The following is a 16895-nucleotide window of genomic DNA, read 5'->3' as shown; positions in this document are numbered from 1 at the left end:
CGACCCGCCAGGAGAACGTGATCATGACCGTCCCCGGTTCCTCGCCCCTCGTCCCCGTCCGTGCGCGCTCGCCGCTCGACGGCACCCGCCTCCTCGTCCTCGGCGGCGGCATGACCGGCCACCGCCTCGCGGCGCGGCTGCGGGCCGAGGACCCGGAGGGCGACTGGCGGCTCACCGTCCTCGGCGAGGAGCCGCACCGCCCCTACGACCGCGTGCACCTCTCCGACTGGTTCTCGAGCCGTCGGCCGGAGCTGCTCGAGCTCGACACGACCGTCTGGGAGGACCCGCGGATCACGCTCGTCACGGGGGACGCCGCCGCGTCGATCGGCCGCGAGGCGCACACGGTGACGACCCGGTCCGGGGCCGTGCACCCCTACGACCAGCTCGTGCTCGCGACGGGCTCGTGGCCCTGGGCGCCGCGCGCCGAGGGCGGGGACCTGCCCGGGATCTTCTCCTACCGCACCCTCGAGGACGTGGAGCAGCTGGCGGAGTGGACCGGGCTGCGCTCCGAGGCCCTCGGCCGGCCGCTGCACGGCGTCGTCGTCGGCGGCGGGGTGCTGGGCCTCGAGGCCGCCGCGTCCCTCCAGGGGCTCGGCGCCGCGGTGACCGTCGTCGAGTTCGCGGACCGGCTCATGGCCGTGCAGCTCGACCAGGGCGGCGGCGAGATGCTGCGGCTGCTCGCGCAGGACCGCGGGCTCGCCGTCCGCACGGGCGTCGGCGCGAGCGCCATGCGCCCCTCCGGGGACGGCGCCGTCGCGACCATGGTCCTCACCGACGGCGAGGAGGTCCCCGCGGACGTCGTCGTGCTCTCGACCGGCATCCGTCCCCGCGACCGGCTCGCCCGGGAGGCGGGGCTCGCGATCGGCGAGCGCGGCGGGGTCGTGGTCGGCGCGACCTGCCGGACCTCTGACCCGGCCGTCTGGGCGATCGGCGAGTGCGCCTCCTACGAGGGGACCTGCGCCGGGCTCGTCGCGCCCGGTAACGACATGGCCGACGTCGTCGTGGACCAGCTGCTCGGCGGCGAGCGGACCCACCGGCGCGCGGCGGAGGGCACGAAGCTCAAGAGCGCCGGCGTGGACGCCGCCTCCTTCGGCGACGTCAACGCGCTCAGCCCCGACGCCCTCGAGGTCTCCTTCGTGGATCCCGTCCACCGCCAGTACCGCAAGCTCGTCCTCTCCGACGACGCGACCGTCCTGCGCGGCGGCGTCCTCGTGGGCGACGTGTCGCTCTACCCGCGGCTGCGCCCGCTCGTCGGACGCCCGCTCGGCACGGACCCCTCCGCCCTCATCGCCCCTGCGGGCGGCGCCGCCCTCGAGACGGAGCTGCCCGACGACGCCGTCGTCTGCTCGTGCAACGCCGTGGACGCGGGCACGATCCGCCGCTCGGTGAGCGAGCAGGGGTGCCGCAGCGTCGCCGAGATCAAGGGCTGCACGAGCGCGGGCACCGTGTGCGGCTCGTGCGTGCCCACGCTCTCCTCCCTGCTGGACGCGGAGCTCGAGAAGCTCGGCGAGACCGTCTCGACGGCCCTGTGCGAGCACTTCCCCATGTCCCGCGCCGAGCTCTACCGGCTCGTCGAGGAGGGCGGGCAGACCACCTTCACCGAGATCGTCGCCGCCCACGGCACGGGCCGCGGCTGCGCCGTCTGCCGGCCGACGATCGCCTCCATCCTCTCCACCCTGGGCTCCACCTCGGGCAGCCTGCACAGCCCGGTGGGACGTCAGCTGGGCTCGCTCCAGGACACGAACGACCACGTCATGGCGAACATCCAGCGCAACGGCACCTATTCGGTGATCCCGCGGATGCCGGGCGGCGAGGTGACCGCCGAGCAGCTCGCCGAGGTCGCCGCGATCGCGAAGGAGCACGGGCTCTACCTCAAGCTCAATGGCGCCCAGCGGATCGGCATGTTCGGGGCGCGCCTGGACCAGCTGCCGGAGATCTGGCGACGGCTGAACGCCGTGGGCCTCGAGTCCGGGCACGCCTACGGCAAGTCCCTGCGCATGGTGAAGTCCTGCGTGGGCAGCTCGTGGTGCCGCTACGGCGTGCAGGACTCGACGACGATGGCGGTCGCCCTCGAGCACCGCTACCGGGGACTGCGCTCCCCGCACAAGATCAAGATCGGCGTCTCCGGCTGCGCCCGCGAGTGCGCCGAGGCGCGGGCGAAGGACGTGGGCGTCATCGCGACGGCCAAGGGCTGGAACCTGTACGTGGGCGGCAACGGCGGCGCCCAGCCCGCGCACGCGCGGCTCCTCGTCGAGGACCTCGACGACGCCGCGCTCGTGCGCTGCATCGACCGCTTCCTCATGCTGTACGTGCGGGAGGCGGACCGTCTCCAGCGCACCGCGCGCTGGGTCGAGGAGCGGCCGGGCGGCCTCGAGGAGCTGCGGCGGGTGATCGTCGAGGACTCGCTGGGCATCGGCGAGGACCTCGAGGCGTCGATGTCCCGGCACGTGGAGACCTATGCCGACGAATGGGCGCAGACCCTCTCCGACCCCGTGCGGCTGTCCCGCTTCGTGCCCTTCGTCAACGCCCCCGGCACCCCGGACCCGGATCTCGCCTTCGCCCCGGAGCGGGGCCAGGTGCGGCCGGCGCGGCCGGGCGACCGGATCGTGGACCACGACCCGGCGCGGGTCCGTGAACTCGCGCTGCAGGGCACGGCCGGGATCGGCGAGGATGGGTCCCGGGAGGACCGATGAACGAGGAGACGACCATGATCGACGTGTGCGCGCTGGAGGACCTGCTGCCCGAGCGCGGCGCCGCTGCCCTGCTCGGCGACCGGCAGGTGGCCGTGTTCCGCCTCGAGGACGGCGGCGTCCGCGCCGTCCAGCAGCGGGACCCGTACTCGGGGGCGAACGTCCTCGCCCGCGGCATCATCGGCAGCCACGACCTGGGGGACGGCACCGTCGTCCCCACGCTCACCTCTCCCCTGTACAAGCAGGTGTGGGACGTGGACAGCGGCGCGGTGCTCGACGCCGCCGGCGGGGAGGACCTGCCGATCGACGTCCATGACGCGGAGGTGCGCGGGGGCCGCGTGCTCGTCGCCCCCGCCCCGCGCACCGCCCGGGCCGGCTCCTGATGGGGTCGGGGCCGGAGCTCGACGCGCTGGGCGCGGCGGTCCTCGACCCGGGGACCGTCGCCCTCGTGGGCGGCGGCCCCGGTGCCCTCGACCTGATGACGGTGCGGGCGCTGACCCTGCTGCGACAGGCGGAGGTCGTCGTCGTGGACCGGCTCGGGCCGGCCTCGGTCGTCGAGCTCCTGGGCCCCGAGGTCGAGGTGATCGACGTCGGCAAGACCCCCGGCCGGCCCTCGATGCGCCAGCACGAGATCGAGGAGGTCCTCGTGGACCGCGCCCGCGCCGGGAAGCGCGTGGTGCGGCTCAAGGGCGGGGATCCCTTCGTGCTGGGCCGCGGCGGCGAGGAGGTCCTCGCCTGCCGCGCCGCGGGCGTGCCCGTCCAGGTGGTGCCCGGGGTGACCTCCGCGATCGCGGGTCCCGCCGCCGGGGACGTGCCCGTCACGCACCGCGGCACCGCGGTCGCCGTGCACGTCGTCAACGCCCACGGGGACCTCGGCGAGGCTGATCTCGCGGCGCTCCGCGACCCGGGCACCACGACCGTGCTGATGATGGGGGTGGGCTGGCTGCCGCGGCTCGTCTCCCAGGCGACCCTCAACGGCGTGCCCGGCGACCTGCCCGTCGCTGTCGTCCAGGAGGCGACGCTGCCCGGGCAGCGCACCGTGCGCGGCACGCTCGACACGATCGCGCGCGTCGTCGAGCACGAGGGCATCGGCTTCCCCTCCGTGATCGTCCTCGGGCGCACGGCCGCGGAGGGCTTCCTGCTCCCGCCGGAGCTGCCCGTGCCCCCGCACGGCTCGGGGCGCGAGGCGCTGCCCGCCCCGCTCGACCACGCCGCCGTCCGGCACGACGGCGTCCCCGGCGCCGTCTCCGTCCCGTCCCCGGGAAGCTCCCCGGTGCTCATCGGCACCGCCCACGGCACCCGCTCCCGTGAGGGGCGCGACGTGGTGCGCGCGCTGCTGCGGCGCCTGGACGCGGCGCTGCCTGGCGTGACGGTGCGCGAGGCCTATGTGGACGTGCAGACCCCCGCCGTCGGCGAGGTCGTCGCCGCCCTCGCCCCCGTGCGCGCCGAGCGCAGCACCCGCGAGCAGGGGCCGCCGGCCGCCGTGGTGGTCCCGCTGCTGCTCTCGACCGGCTTCCACGTGGGCCAGGACGTGGCCGCCGCGGTCGCCGCGCACGACGCCGTCGCCGCCGGGCCGCTCGGCCCGGACCCGCGCCTCGCGGAGGTCATGGCGCAGCGGCTCGAGGAGGCCGGTGCGACGGAGCAGGACGCGGTCGTCATGGCCGTCGCCGGCACCCGCGACGCCGCCGGCCGCGCGATGGCCGAGGAGATGCGCTCCCTGCTCGCCGCGCGCCTGGGGCGCGAGGTCACGCTCGGGTTCATCTCCGCCGCGGAGCCCGCCGTCCCCGAGGCCCTCGCCGCGGCGCGGGAACGTGCGGGCCGCGCCCGCGTCGTCATCGCGACCTACCTGCTCGCGCCGGGCTTCTTCCACGACCAGCTCGAGGCGGCGGGCGCGGACCTGCTCGCGGCGCCGCTCGGCGACCACCCGCTCGTCGCGGACGTCGCCGCGGAGCGGTACCGGCAGGCCCTCGGCGGCTGATCCCCGGGGAGCCCCGTCGGCCTGACTCCTGCCTCGCAGCTGGACTCCACGCAGCAGAGCGCCCGGCCTCCCCTGAGGGAAACCGGGCGCTCTGCGTGCGGGGTCAGTCCAGCGGGCGGCGGGTCGCGCCGTAGGTCGCCGAGCGCACGAGGTGCGCGTAGACCTTGAGCGCCTGGGAGACCTCGCGCTCGCGGTGCTCGGGGCGCCACGGCAGCGCACCCTTCGCGGTGCGGCGACGCTCGATCTCCTCGTCCGGGACCTGCAGCTCGAGCAGGCGCTTGTCGACGTCGAGCACGATCCTGTCGCCGTCCTCGACGAGGCCGATCAGGCCGCCCTCGGCCGCCTCCGGGGAGATGTGGCCGATGGACACGCCGCTCGTGCCGCCGGAGAAGCGGCCGTCGGTGATGAGCGCGCAGGCCTTGCCGAGGCCGCGACCCTTGAGGAAGGAGGTGGGGTAGAGCATCTCCTGCATGCCCGGCCCGCCCTGGGGGCCCTCGTAGCGGATGACCACGATGTCCCCCTCATTGACGGTCTTGTCGAGGATCTTCTGGACGGCCTCCTCCTGCGAGTCGCAGACGACGGCGGTGCCCTCGAAGTGGAAGAGGTCCTCGGTGATGCCGGCCGTCTTGATGACGGCGCCCTCGGTGGCGAGGTTCCCCTTGAGGACGCAGAGCCCGCCGTCCTTGGTGTAGGCGTGGGCGACCGCGCGGATCGCGCCGGACTCCCCGTCGCGGTCGAGGTCCTCCCAGACGGCGGACTGCGAGAACGCCTGGGTGGTGCGCACGCGGCCGGGGGCGGCGTGGAAGAACGCCTCCGCCTCCTTGGTGGTGCTGCCCGAGCGGATGTCCCAGTCGTCGAGCCAGGTGTCGAGGTCCGGCGAGTGCACGGAGTGGACGGAGTGGTCCAGCAGGCCCGCGCGGCTCAGCTCGCCGAGGATGGCGGGGATGCCGCCCGCCCGGTGGACGTCCTCGATGTGGTACTTCTGGCTGTTCGGCGCGACCTTCGCGAGGCACGGCACGGAGCGGGAGAGGCGGTCGATGTCCTCGAGGCCGAAGTCCACCTCGCCCTCGATCGCGGCGGCGAGGATGTGCAGCACCGTGTTGGTGGAGCCGCCCATCGCGACGTCGAGGCTCATGGCGTTGGCGAAGGCGGCCTTGGTCGCGATGCTGCGCGGGAGGACGGACTCGTCGTCCTCCTCGTAGTAGCGGCGGCACAGGTCCACGATCGTGCGGCCGGCGCGCAGGAAGAGCTCCTTGCGGAAGGCGTGTGTGGCGAGGGTGGTGCCGTTGCCGGGCAGCGAGAGGCCGAGCGCCTCGGTGAGGCAGTTCATCGAGTTCGCGGTGAACATGCCGGAGCAGGAGCCGCAGGTGGGGCAGGCGTTCTCCTCGATCTCGGCGAGCTGGACGTCGGTGATCGACTCGTCCGCGGAGAGCGAGATCGCGTCGACGAGGTCGAGACGGTGGTCGACGACGCCCTCGACGGGCTTGCCGGACTCCATCGGGCCGCCGGAGACGAAGACGACCGGGATGTTCAGGCGCATGGCGGCCATGAGCATGCCGGGGGTGATCTTGTCGCAGTTGGAGATGCACACGAGGGCGTCCGCGCAGTGCGCGTTGACCATGTACTCGACGCTGTCCGCGATGACGTCGCGCGAGGGCAGGGAGTAGAGCATGCCGCCGTGGCCCATGGCGATGCCGTCGTCGACGGCGATCGTGCTGAACTCGCGGGCGATGCCGCCGGCCTCCTTGACCGCGCCGGCGACGAGGTCGCCGAGGTTCTTGAGGTGGACGTGGCCGGGGACGAACTGCGTGTAGGAGTTCGCGATGGCGATGATCGGCTTGCCGAAGTCGGACTTCTCCATGCCGGTGGCGCGCCACAGGGCGCGGGCGCCGGCCATGTTGCGACCGTGGGTCGAGGTGCGGGAGCGGAGCTGAGGCATGGGGTCCATTAGGCCACCTGGAGCGACCGGGCGCCAAGACACGACTGCTACTAGTGGTGGAACTGATAGTTTTCGCGGCATGGACACCGGCGCACGCACCGAGCTCGGCACCTTCCTGCGCCGACGGCGCAACGAGGTGCAGCGGGCCGACTACGACCTGCCGCCCGTGGGTCGCGGCCGGACGACGGGCCTGCGCCGGGAGGAGATCGCCTTCCTCTCCGGCGTCTCCGTCACCTGGTACACCTGGCTCGAGCAGGGGCGGGACATCAACCCGTCACGGCAGGTCATCGACGCCGTGGCTGTGAACCTGCGCCTCACCGAGGCGGAGCACGACTACGTGCTCGGACTCGCCGGATTCACGCCGCCGCCGCGCCCCGATCTCGCCGAGCCCGCCCCGGTGCCCGCGCACGTCCAGCACCTGCTGGACGCTCTCGACCCCGCACCCTCCTTCGCCCTGACCACGCACTGGGACGTCGCCGCCTGGAACCGCGCCTACGAGGGCCTGTTCCCGGCGGTGCGGGACGCGGACCCCGCCCAACGGAACCTGCTCCAGTTCATCTTCACCGACCCGTGGGTGCGCTCGATGCTGCCGGACTGGGACCGCACCAGCCGCCAGTTCCTCGCGGAGTACCGCGCGGAGGCGAGCGGTCGCAGCGGCGGGCCGCAGCACGTACGTCTCGTGAACCACCTGCGCACGGTGAGCCCGGAGTTCTCCCGCGCCTGGGATGCGCACGAGGTGGACCGATTCAGCTCCCGGCGCCGGGTGTTCGAGCACCCGGTCGTGGGGCGGCTCGTCTTCGAGCAGGTCAACATCGTCCCGCAGGATGCTCCTGACCTGCACGTGGTCTCATACCTTCCGCTCGACGAGGACGGCACGCCCGCCGCGGCCGCGGCGCTGCTGGAGGCCGGCCCGGCCGCCGGGGACTGATCCCGGACGCCGCGGCCGCCCCCCCCTGCGGCCTCAGACGATCGCCACCCCGACCCGCGCGACGGGGTTCTCCATGCGCCCCGCATAGAGCAGGGACGAGGCCTGGTCGCCGAGATCGACCATCTGCAGCGTGTTGCGCAGCTGGAGCCGGTTCAGGCACGAGTGGGCGAAGCTCCCGGCACGCAGGTCCACGTCCCCGCCGATCCCGCGGGCGAGGTCCGGATGATCCGCCTCGTGCTCGTCGAGCACCTGGCCGACGAGGCCCCAGAACTCCTCCGCGCCCAGGAGGCCGTCGGCGTCGAGGATCCCGGAGAGGTGACGCAGCACGCCGTCGAACACGTCGGTGAAGATCGACAGCGCCTTCTCCTCCCCGCCCACGAGGGCGCGGATCCGCTCGACGTCCCGGGGCAGCTCCCGCTCCCCCAGCACGGCCATCTCCTCGCCGATGTCCTTGAGGAAGGCGCCGACCACCTGCTGATCGCAAACCCGCAGGATGATGTTCTCCCCGTGCGGCATGACGACCGTGTCGTGGGCGAGCAGCAGGTGCGCGAGCGGCCGCAGGTAGGCGCGCAGGTACCCCGTGACCCAGTCGGCGGGGGTGAGGCCGGAGGCGAGGATCAGGGCGCCCGCGTACGAGCGGCCCTCGTGGTCGCGGTGCAGCAGGGCGGCCATCGTGAAGGCGCGCTCGCCCTCGGCCAGGAGCGGCAGCGGGCTCTCCCGCCAGAGTGCGGCGAGCATCTTGCGGTGCGGGTTGCTGCTCGCGGTGCGGTGGTAGACGTCCCCCGTGTAGCCGATCGCGGCGCGCTCCCGCAGCACGGTCACGCCGCAGCGGGCGAACTCCGCGTCCTCGGCGACGAGGCGGGCGAGCCAGTCGTTGATCGCGGGGGTGTCCCGCATGTATGCCGGGGACAGCCCGCGCAGGAAGCCCATGTTCTGGATCGCGAGCGCCGTCTTCACGTACGGGGCGCCGGGGCGCGTGCGGTCCAGGAAGGTGCGCAGGGACTGCTGGGGCTGGAGCTCCGCCCCGCCCTCGCCGAGCGGTACGAGATCCCCGCGTGCGACGTCGGCCGCGAAGGTGATCGCGAGGCGGTGATCGGCCTGCCAGGGATGCAGGGGCAGGTAGTGATAGTCCTCCGGGTCCAGGCCCCGGGAGCGCAGGCGCGCGGCGAACACCTCCCGCTCCTCCGGCGAGAGGGCGGCGTCGAGGTGGGACTGCTCGTCCAGTCCCTCGCCGAGGGCGAGGTGGCCGAGCTCGCGGCGCAGGGCGACCCACTGCAGGCGGGTGCGGCGTCCCTGCTCGGGGGCGTAGGCGCGGTAGTCGGCGAGGCCGTAGCCGATCCGCCCGTTGGTCGCGACGAAGCCGGGGTGACCCTCCGTCATCGCCGCCTCGATCTCCTCGAGTCCCGCCGAGAGCAGCTCGGCGCTCGTGGGGCGGCCGCCCCCGAGGGCCTCGGTGAGCGTCGCGCAGCGGGCGGCGAAGGTCGAGGAGAGCTCCTCGAGGTAGGTGGAGGCGAGCTCCTCGGGCAGCCCGAGCTGCTCCTGGAGGTCGAGGACGAGGTCCAGCACGTCCAGCCGCGTCTCCTCGCCGTCCTCGTGGCGCCGGATCGAGGCCGGGTCCACGAGCCAGTGCTCGAGCGGCAGCTCACGGGCGGTGAAGGTCCAGCGCACGGCGCCGTCGCGAGCGGTGATCCGGTAGGCCCCCTCGGCGCTGCCGTCCGGCTCCGGGGTGAGCATGCGCTCGTGGCTGAACTCGGCGATGGCCTTGGCGAGCAGCTGGCGGTGCACCCGCTCCCCCACCTCCGCCCCGAGGTGCGCGAGCGGATCCGCCCCCGCGCCGAGGAGGGAGGCGGCGTGGTCGGTGCGCGTGCAGACGCTGAGCACCGCGCGCTTCGCCTCCGCGCCGGTGCCGAGCTCGATCGTGCGCAGCACCCGGAAGCCGGCGGCGGCGTTCTTGGCGAGCACCGCCGTGTTGCGCTCGTCGGGCTCCACGACGATCCGTGCGGCGCCGCGACCGTGCAGGCACCAGCGCACCACGGCGCCCATGACGGCCGTCGTGAGCCCGTGCTCGGGCTCGCCCTCCGGCGGGGCGACGAGCAGGTGCATGCCGAGGTCCCCGGGCTCCGGCTCGAGCACCCCCGCGGGAAGCAGCAGCGCGGGGTCGTAGGTCTCGACGTACACGAGCGGCTCGCCGCCGCGCATGCCGATCCACCCCTGCTCGTGCGCGGAGCAGGCGATCTGGTCGAGGTAGGTGCGCACCTGGGCGGGCGTGTGCTCGGTCATCATCCAGAAGCGGGCGCGGGGCATGCTCAGCCAGCGGTGCAGGAGGGTCGCGTCCGCGGCCGGGTCGAGCGGGCGGAAGCTGAGGTCGAGGGGACGGGTCGTGAGGTCCATGGCGGTTCCTGGGTGGCGTGGGTGGGTGGAGGGGAGGGCGGTCATCAGCGCTCGCCCTCCGGCCCGAAGCTCTGGAAGGCGATGCGGCGCTCGATCGGGTACGGCTCGCGGCCGGTGATCGCCGCGAGCACCACGGAGGCGCGCCAGGCGCCGAAGCCGAGGTCCGGGGCGGTGACGCCGTGCGTGTGCTCCTCGGTGCCGAGCACGTGGAGGCGGCCGTCGGCGTCGAGGGTGTAGTCGCGGCGGGGCGCGGGGCGGCCGTGCTCGTCGCGCAGCACCCGCGCGCCCAGGGCGTCCAGCAGCTGCGGCTCGCGCGGCGCGTAGCCGGTCGCGGCGACGACGGCGCCGGTGCGGTGGGTGCGGCCGGTCCCGGTGAGCTCGTGCTCGAGGTCCAGGACGATCTGCTCGCCCTCGCGGCGGGCCGCGGTGACGGCGGTGCCCGCGCGCAGGGTGCTCGGCACCTCGGCGCCGCCCGCGGAGAGCCGGTAGAGCAGCTCGTGGATCTCGTCGATGAGCGGGGCGCTGATCCCCTTGTGCAGCTGGCGCTGCTCTCGCGCGAGCCGGTCCCGCACCTCCCCGGGAAGGGAGCGGTGCAGATCGGTGTACTCCGGGGAGGTCATCTCGAGGGTGAGCTTCGTGTACTCCATGGGGAAGAACCGCGGGGAGCGGGTCACCCAGTCCACGCGGGTGCCGCGCCCCTCGCTCGCCTCGAGCAGGTCGCGGTAGACCTCCGCGGCGGACTGCCCGCTGCCGACGACGGTCACCGAGTCCCGGGACAGCAGCTCCTCGCGGCGGTCGAGGTACCCGGCGCTGTGGAGCACGGGTGCGCCGTCGGCCGCCTGCTCGGCGAGGGCGGCGAGCGGTCCGGGCAGGTGCGGGGCGGTGCCGAGCGCGAGGGCGAGGTGCCGGGTGCGCAGGTGCTCCACGCCCCGGGCGCGGCCGTCCTGGTCGAGCACCTCGACGGTGACGAGCAGGTGCTCGCCCTCCTCGACCACCTCGACCGCGCGGCGGCGCCAGCGCAGCGAGTCCAGCTGCTCGGCGACCCAGCGGCAGTAGGCGTCGTACTCGGCGCGCAGCGGGTAGAAGGACTCGCGGATGTAGAAGGGGTAGAGCCGGCCGGTCGCCTTGAGGAAGGCGAGGAACGAGTAGCGGGAGGTGGGGTCCGCCATCGTCACGAGATCGGCGAGGAAGGGCACCTGCAGGGTGGTCCCCTCGATGAGCAGGCCGGGGTGCCAGGAGAATCCGGCGGCCTGGTCGAGGAACACCGCGTCGACGTCCTCCAGGGGATCGGCGAGGGCGGCGAGGCCCAGGCCGAAGGGGCCGATGCCGATGCCGACGAGGTCGTGGACGTGGGCGTGCGTGGTGCCCGTGCTCATCGCGTCGCCTCCGTCCCCGCGAGCAGCTGCTCGCCGGTCGCGCGGACCTGCTCGAGCACGGCGGCGACGTCGGCCACGGTCGTCTCGGGGTTCAGGAGCGTGAGCTTGAGGCAGGGCACGCCGTCGATCGTGGTGCGGGCGACCATCGCGCGGCCCGAGCGGAACAGGTCGCGGCGGATCCGCGCCTGCAGGTCGTCGGCCACGGCGTCGGGCACGCCGGGCGGCTGGAAGCGGAGGATCACGGTGCTGAGGTCCGTGGTGCCCTGCACGTGGAGGTCCGGGTCGTCCTCGAGGTGCGCGCGCACGGCGATCGCGAGGTCGCAGATCGCGTCGACCATGCTCCCGATGTGCTCGGGGCCGAGTGCCCGCAGCGTGGTCCAGAGCTTGAGCGCGTCGAAGCGGCGGGTGGTCTGCAGGGAGCGGTCCACCTGATTGGGCTCGGCGTCCTCGGAGGCGGCCTCGGCGGCGGGGTTGAGGTAGTCGGCGTGGTGGGCGGCGGCGGCGAGATCCGCGGGGTCGCGGACCACGAGCGCGCTCGAGGAGACCGGCTGGAACCAGGTCTTGTGGTAGTCCACGGTCACGGAGTCCGCGTGCTCGATGCCGTCCAGGAGGTGCCGGCGGCGCGGGGAGACGAGGAGCCCGCCGCCGTAGGCCGCGTCGACGTGGAGCCACACGCCGGCGGCGCTCGTGACCTCGGCGATCGGGGCGATCGGGTCCACGAGGCCGCGGTCGGTCGTGCCGGCGGTCGCGACGACGGCCATGACGGTGTCCCCGGCGGCGTGGAGGTGGGCGAGGAGGGTGCGCAGGGCGCGGGGGTCCATGCGGCCGTCGGCATCCGTGGCGACGGTGCGCACGGCGTCCTCGTCCAGGCCCAGCAGCGCGGCGGAGCGGGAGACGGAGAAGTGGGCGGCGTCGGTGCTGAGCACGCGCAGCCGCGGCAGCAGGGCGGAGCGGGGCTCGCCGCTCGTGCGCTCGGCGCGGGTGCGGGCGAGGAAGAGCGCCTGCAGGTTGGACTGGGTGCCGCCGGAGGTGAAGACGCCGTCGCCGGCGGTGAACCCGATCCGCTCGGCGGTCCAGGCCACGAGCCGCTGCTCCATGAGGGTGCCGACGAGGGACTGGTCGTAGGTGTCCACCGAGGTGTTGATCGCACCGAGCATGGCCTCCGCGGCGACGGCGGGCACGGCGACGGGGCAGTTGAGGTGGGCGAGGTAGGCGGGGTGATGGAACCAGACGGCGTTCTGCGCGTAGAGGGAGTCCGCCTCGGCGAGGGCGGCGCCCGATCCGACGCCGGGGCCGTCGAGGTCGGCGGCGCCGACGAGGCGGCGGAGGCGCTCGAGGTCCGGGCCGGCGCTCGGGGCGTCGACGCTCGCGAAGCGGTCGGCGAGGCGGTCCACGGTGCGCTGCAGGAGCGCGGCGTAGTCCTCGGAGGTGCGGGCGGTGAGCAGGCCGGAGGGGGCCGGTCCGGTGGGGCTCTGCGGCGGGTCGACGACGGTCGCGGTCTGCCGGCGGGCGGCGGTCGACGGGGCGGGAGCAGTGGCGAGGACGGCCATGGGCAGGACCTCCGGGTGAGGCGGGCACGAGGCCCGGCGCGACTAAGGGTTGGCTACCCTAAATACGCAACCCTTTGCGCGCGCAACTCCGTCCCGCGTGGCGCATGACATGTCCCACGATCCCCGAGGATCGGACATAAGGCCTGGACAGAGCACCATTCCGGTGCTGCTGCACCGGATGGTCACGGCTCTCTCGGCAGCTCGACGCCGGGCGCCCATCGCTCAGCGGACAGCACCTGTCCTCGATCGGGCGGAGGATGGGCGCTGCAGGGCGGGCACGGGGCCCGCCTCGTCCACTCCGATGGAGGAGCCATGAGCGCCACGATCCAGATCACCCTCGACGCCCGCGACCCGCGCGCGCTCTCCGCCTTCTGGAAGGAGGTGCTCGGCTACGTGCATCCCGGACCGCCCGGGGTCGAGCTCTCCCCCGGTGAGGACCCGCTCGAGGCCTGGGACGCCTTCCTCGAGCGCAGCGGGGTGCCCGAGGACCAGCGCAACAGCGCCTCCGCCCTCGAGGACCCGGACGGCCGCGGGCCGCGGTTCTTCTTCCAGCAGGTGCCCGAGGAGAAGGTCGCGAAGAACCGCGTCCACGTCGACGTGCGCACCGCCCCGGATCTGCGGGACGACGAGCGGATGGCCGCCCTCGAGCGGGAGTGCGAGCGGCTCGTCGCCCTCGGCGGTCGCCGCCTCGCGCGACACGACCCGGAGCCGCCGATGAGCCTCGGCTTCATCGTCATGGCCGATCCGGAGGGCAACGAGTTCTGCCTCGACTGAGCCGATCGGCCCAGTCGCGGCGGCGAGCTGGTCCGACGGCGTCTCCCCGGGGACGACGGAGCGCCGCACCCCTGAGGGGTGCGGCGCTCCCGTGCGCGATGGCGGGGCCTCAGCCCTGCACGCCGAGCTTCTCCATGATGATCTCGCGCACGCGGCCGGCGTCGGCCTGACCGCGGGTGGCCTTCATGATCGGGCCGATCAGCGCGCCGATCGCCTGCATCTTCGCGACCACGTCTCGGTTGTCCGCTACCAATCGCCCAATTCTCCCGAGCACAAAACGAGACATTTATCCACGCGCCACAGGAACCACAAATATCCACGCGCCACAGTAAGTGGCCACACGAACATAATCTAACCTTGCCCTCGAAATCCGAGCAACCCCTTAAGTAGACACCACAATTCACAGTAATGTCACACACTCAAAGAGGGCGGCTTTAGTTGTCGATGTACGCAGGACCCATGAGGAACTCGATGCGAGATGCTGGACGAAAAAGACTTCAACGGCTGCCATTAATCACCGCACTCCTTCTAAGCTACTTTTAGCGGGTCAAGTAGCCGGATAGACCGATCCCTGAGCAACCTAGCCGCCGCATCTGCGCCTGCGACGGGGGTCGACTCATCGATGACACATTGCGAGACCAAGCCCCGAACTATTGAATCAGGAAGAGCCGCGTTTTGCAGTATCGACTTCTCAATCGTAAGCCGAACCTCGGGCCAGGCAGAACGCTCTTCATGCCTTATGAATACCCAGTTAGATAGGACAGATTGATCGAAGCCACCCTCAGATGCGGCTGAACCCTCAAGCATTCTGACCGGAAGAGCATCAGCTCGAGAAATCAAATCGCCACTTACAGGGGAATAAACCTCCCGATCGAAAATGAAGAGCTCAAATCCTTGGGTCACGGCCGAGCCGGCTCGCCTCTTCCTCTTTGCAAACAACTCGGGATCGAGGGCGTTGTTAATAGCTAGAGCTTGACTCAGTTGCCTTTCACGAATAAATCGAATCATTCGCGTAGTGAAGGAGTCAGGCTTGCTTTGGTACTCTTCGGCGAAGGTAGAAGTCCAGAGCCATCGACGAAGATGCTCGGCTGACACCTCCGGCTCGAGAAGGAAGACCGAATAGATCAGTATTCTTTGAATCTCGTAAGGCACCTCAGAAATCATTCTTGCGCCAATACCTTCGAGAAACTCCTCCATCCTCGACAGCGCAACAGACATATCGTCAACTTCCGCCTTTAGGCCCGCCGAGCGTCCCGAATAGTCTTTCAACTCGACAATCTCTCGAGCATCCACTCCAAGCCCCGCCGTCACGGCAAGACAACGTACGAGAAACTCTTCACTCAGGCCTTCGAGCGCACTATCAGAAAACTTCTCAATAAGGCCGCCAAAAGTTGGCTCCAAGTCGAAGTTCGATCTCCAGGTTAGCGCCCTGGTGAAATCAACGGCCGACAGCGGTGTGCCACTGCTATTGACCCGGCGGAATACTTCAACAACCTCATTCAATGAGGCATCGGAGAGTGAGATTATGGGGATCTGATACTCCTGAAAGGTGGAATATAGATCGAGTGCGCGGTCAATAAGCTCCGCAGAGTCTTCAAGTTGGTTAATTCGCGATTGACACTCCAAGAACCGACGGCTGTCCAATAGTGCGGACATCGGAAGGAGCCAGGCTCCGCTACTCTCTGAGTCCGAGAGCTTCCCCTTCCTTGGATACTGAAAGACCTCGTCTCGAAGGTTATAAAGCACATCGTACAAAGGCTCTTCTGCCGGGTTCTTCAGTGTCCCATAGAGAGTCGATAGACGCTGCGCTCCATCCAAGATAACTTCGAACGTCGATAGCTCCGGCTTAACTTCCGGGAAAGTGCCTGTGCGAAACCCAGAAAAGTACTCATCACCCGGCTCGAGCTTCCAAGTAAGAATGCTCCCGATTGGGTAACCCAGTTTAATGCTGTCGAGTAGTGCAAGTACGTCCCCCGAAACCCACACAAAGTGGCGTTGAAACTGTGGAATTCGAAGTTTAGTTTGATCTATTTGACGAAGAACGAAGTTAAGGTACTGGCTTCGAGGTTCAGGATTCTGCATTGTTGCCACCGTCCATTCTAGCAATACCTAGTGAACTTACTTGATCGCGGAGTCGCACAATCTCGGCTTCTACTAAGTGTGCGGCGTGACTAGTGTACGACGCCCAAAATTCTGGACGATCCGTTTCCCAGGCGATGGTCCTCTTCTTACGCATTGAAGTGACACCTGCTCGCTGTGCCTCATACATCGAATGGGTAATTTCGCCGAGAAGATCCTGCATCTTGGTCAAGACCTTAATCTCGACCGTGATTTTTCGCGCGGATCCAGACCCTATCGGAATCTCCACCACGCCGTATACGTGCCTTGCGTGGTAGCCAGAGTCTTTCGCGTGATACCGCTTATAGTGCGGCACTCCAGATGAGGAAAGGATTTCAACTATTTCGTCACTTACAGCCGCTACTTGATCCATGAACGGCACGACGAACTTTGACCTTACGAGGTCGTCTATTGCAAGATTATAGGTCTCGGTGGTAATCCACTCTTCACGCGTGTGGGTCCCCGCCTCCCTGGAATCTACAAGCTGGCTTAGATCTCTCCACCGGGGCGGATTTCCGTCCGCATAGTATTCGTTCTCGAGGATGTTCAGACGGTACAATTTGTCGATTATCGAATCGGGGCTCTTTGATACGAAATGGAACTGTGAGTCTCCGTTAGCCCAGGATTCGAGCGCCCGAATACCCCCAGGGAAGAATTCCTGAGATAATCTCGAGTGGAGAGCTGCCAACTCTGCGAATACATCCGACCCGTTTACGGCCGATAGAGCTAGCGTCTGTTCACGCCTAAACTTGAATTCGCTGGCATCGAATGAATGTCCTGTAGCTAGAGAGAGCTCCTTTTCCATCTTCTCTCGCTGCTTCTTGGCGTCGTCGGCCTTTGACGCGCATCCACTATTGGAAGAGTAGTCGGTCACCTTGCCTCGCTCCCTATTGCATTGCGCAAAGTGCCTGCCGTAGAGGATTCATTCATGCGCCTTAGGGTCGATCAAATCTGTCCGATGCGAACGGCGCACATAGGTAGACCACCGAGAGCCACTCGCGGCGACCCTACGCCGATGTGCTACATCCCACTTGTGGAGCGTAGCACTCCAGCGGCCTGCCTAGCACTCGTATGGCGCGGCGTCGCCATCGACTTAGGGCCGACCGGAAAATGCCGGTCGGCCCTAAGAAAGTGTCGAATCGATCCTCGCA

Annotated in this window: 11 protein-coding genes and 1 pseudogene; 5 read left to right on the top strand and 7 right to left on the bottom strand. The window is 70.1% G+C overall.

All coding sequences use genetic code 11. The features are described from left to right. The first annotated feature begins 23 nt into the window (after positions 1-23). From nirB to cobA, 3 genes are read left to right on the top strand one after another with little or no spacing between them, the layout of a single operon-like run. Positions 24-2693, top strand: a complete 2670-nt coding sequence (nirB, locus tag NLU66_RS10230; protein WP_259359596.1) for a nitrite reductase large subunit NirB — start codon at positions 24-26, stop codon at positions 2691-2693. Further along, positions 2690-3073, top strand: coding sequence for a nitrite reductase small subunit NirD (nirD, locus tag NLU66_RS10225; RefSeq protein ID WP_259359595.1), 384 nt, complete (start codon positions 2690-2692; stop codon positions 3071-3073). The genes nirB and nirD overlap by 4 nt, the downstream gene beginning before the upstream one ends. Next, positions 3073-4668 carry a uroporphyrinogen-III C-methyltransferase gene (cobA, locus tag NLU66_RS10220; RefSeq protein ID WP_259359594.1) on the top strand — a complete coding sequence of 532 codons (1596 nt, stop codon included), beginning with the start codon at positions 3073-3075 and terminating at the stop codon, positions 4666-4668. The genes nirD and cobA overlap by 1 nt, the downstream gene beginning before the upstream one ends. A 103-nt stretch (positions 4669-4771) precedes the next feature. Here cobA and ilvD read toward each other — a convergent pair whose 3' ends face one another. Continuing rightward, on the bottom strand, positions 4772-6607 hold the full coding sequence (gene ilvD, locus NLU66_RS10215) for a dihydroxy-acid dehydratase (protein ID WP_259359593.1): 1836 nt from the start codon (positions 6605-6607) through the stop codon (positions 4772-4774). A gap of 79 nt (positions 6608-6686) precedes the next feature. On the opposite strand from ilvD, the gene NLU66_RS10210 reads away from it, so the two are divergent. Further along, positions 6687-7535, top strand: coding sequence for a helix-turn-helix transcriptional regulator (locus NLU66_RS10210; RefSeq protein ID WP_259359592.1), 849 nt, complete (start codon positions 6687-6689; stop codon positions 7533-7535). A 33-nt stretch (positions 7536-7568) separates the two neighbouring features. Here NLU66_RS10210 and NLU66_RS10205 read toward each other — a convergent pair whose 3' ends face one another. From NLU66_RS10205 to NLU66_RS10195, 3 genes are read right to left on the bottom strand one after another with little or no spacing between them, the layout of a single operon-like run. Beyond that, a complete protein-coding gene (locus NLU66_RS10205; protein WP_259359591.1) occupies positions 7569-9926 on the bottom strand; it encodes a GNAT family N-acetyltransferase in 2358 nt (785 codons plus the stop codon). 44 nt (positions 9927-9970) lie between these two features. Then, on the bottom strand, positions 9971-11302 hold the full coding sequence (locus tag NLU66_RS10200; protein WP_259359590.1) for a lysine N(6)-hydroxylase/L-ornithine N(5)-oxygenase family protein: 1332 nt from the start codon (positions 11300-11302) through the stop codon (positions 9971-9973). Beyond that, positions 11299-12852: a pyridoxal phosphate-dependent decarboxylase family protein gene (locus NLU66_RS10195; RefSeq protein ID WP_259359589.1), complete on the bottom strand. Its 1554-nt coding sequence runs from the start codon at positions 12850-12852 to the stop codon at positions 11299-11301. Before NLU66_RS10195 ends, NLU66_RS10200 begins: the two co-directional genes overlap by 4 nt. 312 nt (positions 12853-13164) lie before the next feature. Here NLU66_RS10195 and NLU66_RS10190 point away from each other — a divergent pair, with 312 nt between their 5' ends. After that, entirely contained in the window at positions 13165-13626 is a 462-nt protein-coding gene (locus tag NLU66_RS10190) for a VOC family protein (RefSeq protein WP_259359588.1), read from the top strand. Positions 13627-13735: 109 nt separating this feature from the next. On the opposite strand, the pseudogene NLU66_RS10185 reads toward NLU66_RS10190, so the two are convergent. The 3 genes and pseudogenes from NLU66_RS10185 to NLU66_RS10175 form a co-directional block, all read right to left on the bottom strand. Next, positions 13736-13861 (bottom strand): annotated as a pseudogene (locus NLU66_RS10185) (hypothetical protein); the annotation flags it as partial. Between the two features lie 293 nt (positions 13862-14154). After that, on the bottom strand, positions 14155-15708 hold the full coding sequence (locus NLU66_RS10180) for a DUF262 domain-containing protein (protein ID WP_259362578.1): 1554 nt from the start codon (positions 15706-15708) through the stop codon (positions 14155-14157). Continuing rightward, a complete protein-coding gene (locus NLU66_RS10175; RefSeq protein ID WP_259359587.1) occupies positions 15695-16618 on the bottom strand; it encodes a hypothetical protein in 924 nt (307 codons plus the stop codon). Before NLU66_RS10175 ends, NLU66_RS10180 begins: the two co-directional genes overlap by 14 nt. Positions 16619-16895 lie beyond the last annotated feature (277 nt).

Origin of the sequence: Brachybacterium sp. NBEC-018, assembly GCF_024860185.1 — a bacterium.
GTDB classification, from domain to species: domain Bacteria; phylum Actinomycetota; class Actinomycetes; order Actinomycetales; family Dermabacteraceae; genus Brachybacterium; species Brachybacterium rhamnosum.
Note: the sequence above shows the minus strand (reverse complement) of the source record. Positions and strands in the feature narration are given on the sequence as shown.

Bases quoted from the DNA above. Each gene is read 5' to 3' on its own strand.
- ilvD (WP_259359593.1), bottom strand. From the start codon at position 6,607: ATGCCTCAGCTCCGCTCCCGCACCTCGACCCACGGTCGCAACATGGCC.
- NLU66_RS10180 (WP_259362578.1), bottom strand. From the start codon at position 15,708: ATGCAGAATCCTGAACCTCGAAGCCAGTACCTTAACTTCGTTCTTCGT.
- NLU66_RS10195 (WP_259359589.1), bottom strand. From the start codon at position 12,852: ATGGCCGTCCTCGCCACTGCTCCCGCCCCGTCGACCGCCGCCCGCCGG.
- NLU66_RS10210 (WP_259359592.1), top strand. From the start codon at position 6,687: ATGGACACCGGCGCACGCACCGAGCTCGGCACCTTCCTGCGCCGACGG.
- cobA (WP_259359594.1), top strand. From the start codon at position 3,073: ATGGGGTCGGGGCCGGAGCTCGACGCGCTGGGCGCGGCGGTCCTCGAC.
- NLU66_RS10200 (WP_259359590.1), bottom strand. From the start codon at position 11,302: ATGAGCACGGGCACCACGCACGCCCACGTCCACGACCTCGTCGGCATC.
- NLU66_RS10190 (WP_259359588.1), top strand. From the start codon at position 13,165: ATGAGCGCCACGATCCAGATCACCCTCGACGCCCGCGACCCGCGCGCG.
- NLU66_RS10205 (WP_259359591.1), bottom strand. From the start codon at position 9,926: ATGGACCTCACGACCCGTCCCCTCGACCTCAGCTTCCGCCCGCTCGAC.
- nirD (WP_259359595.1), top strand. From the start codon at position 2,690: ATGAACGAGGAGACGACCATGATCGACGTGTGCGCGCTGGAGGACCTG.
- nirB (WP_259359596.1), top strand. From the start codon at position 24: ATGACCGTCCCCGGTTCCTCGCCCCTCGTCCCCGTCCGTGCGCGCTCG.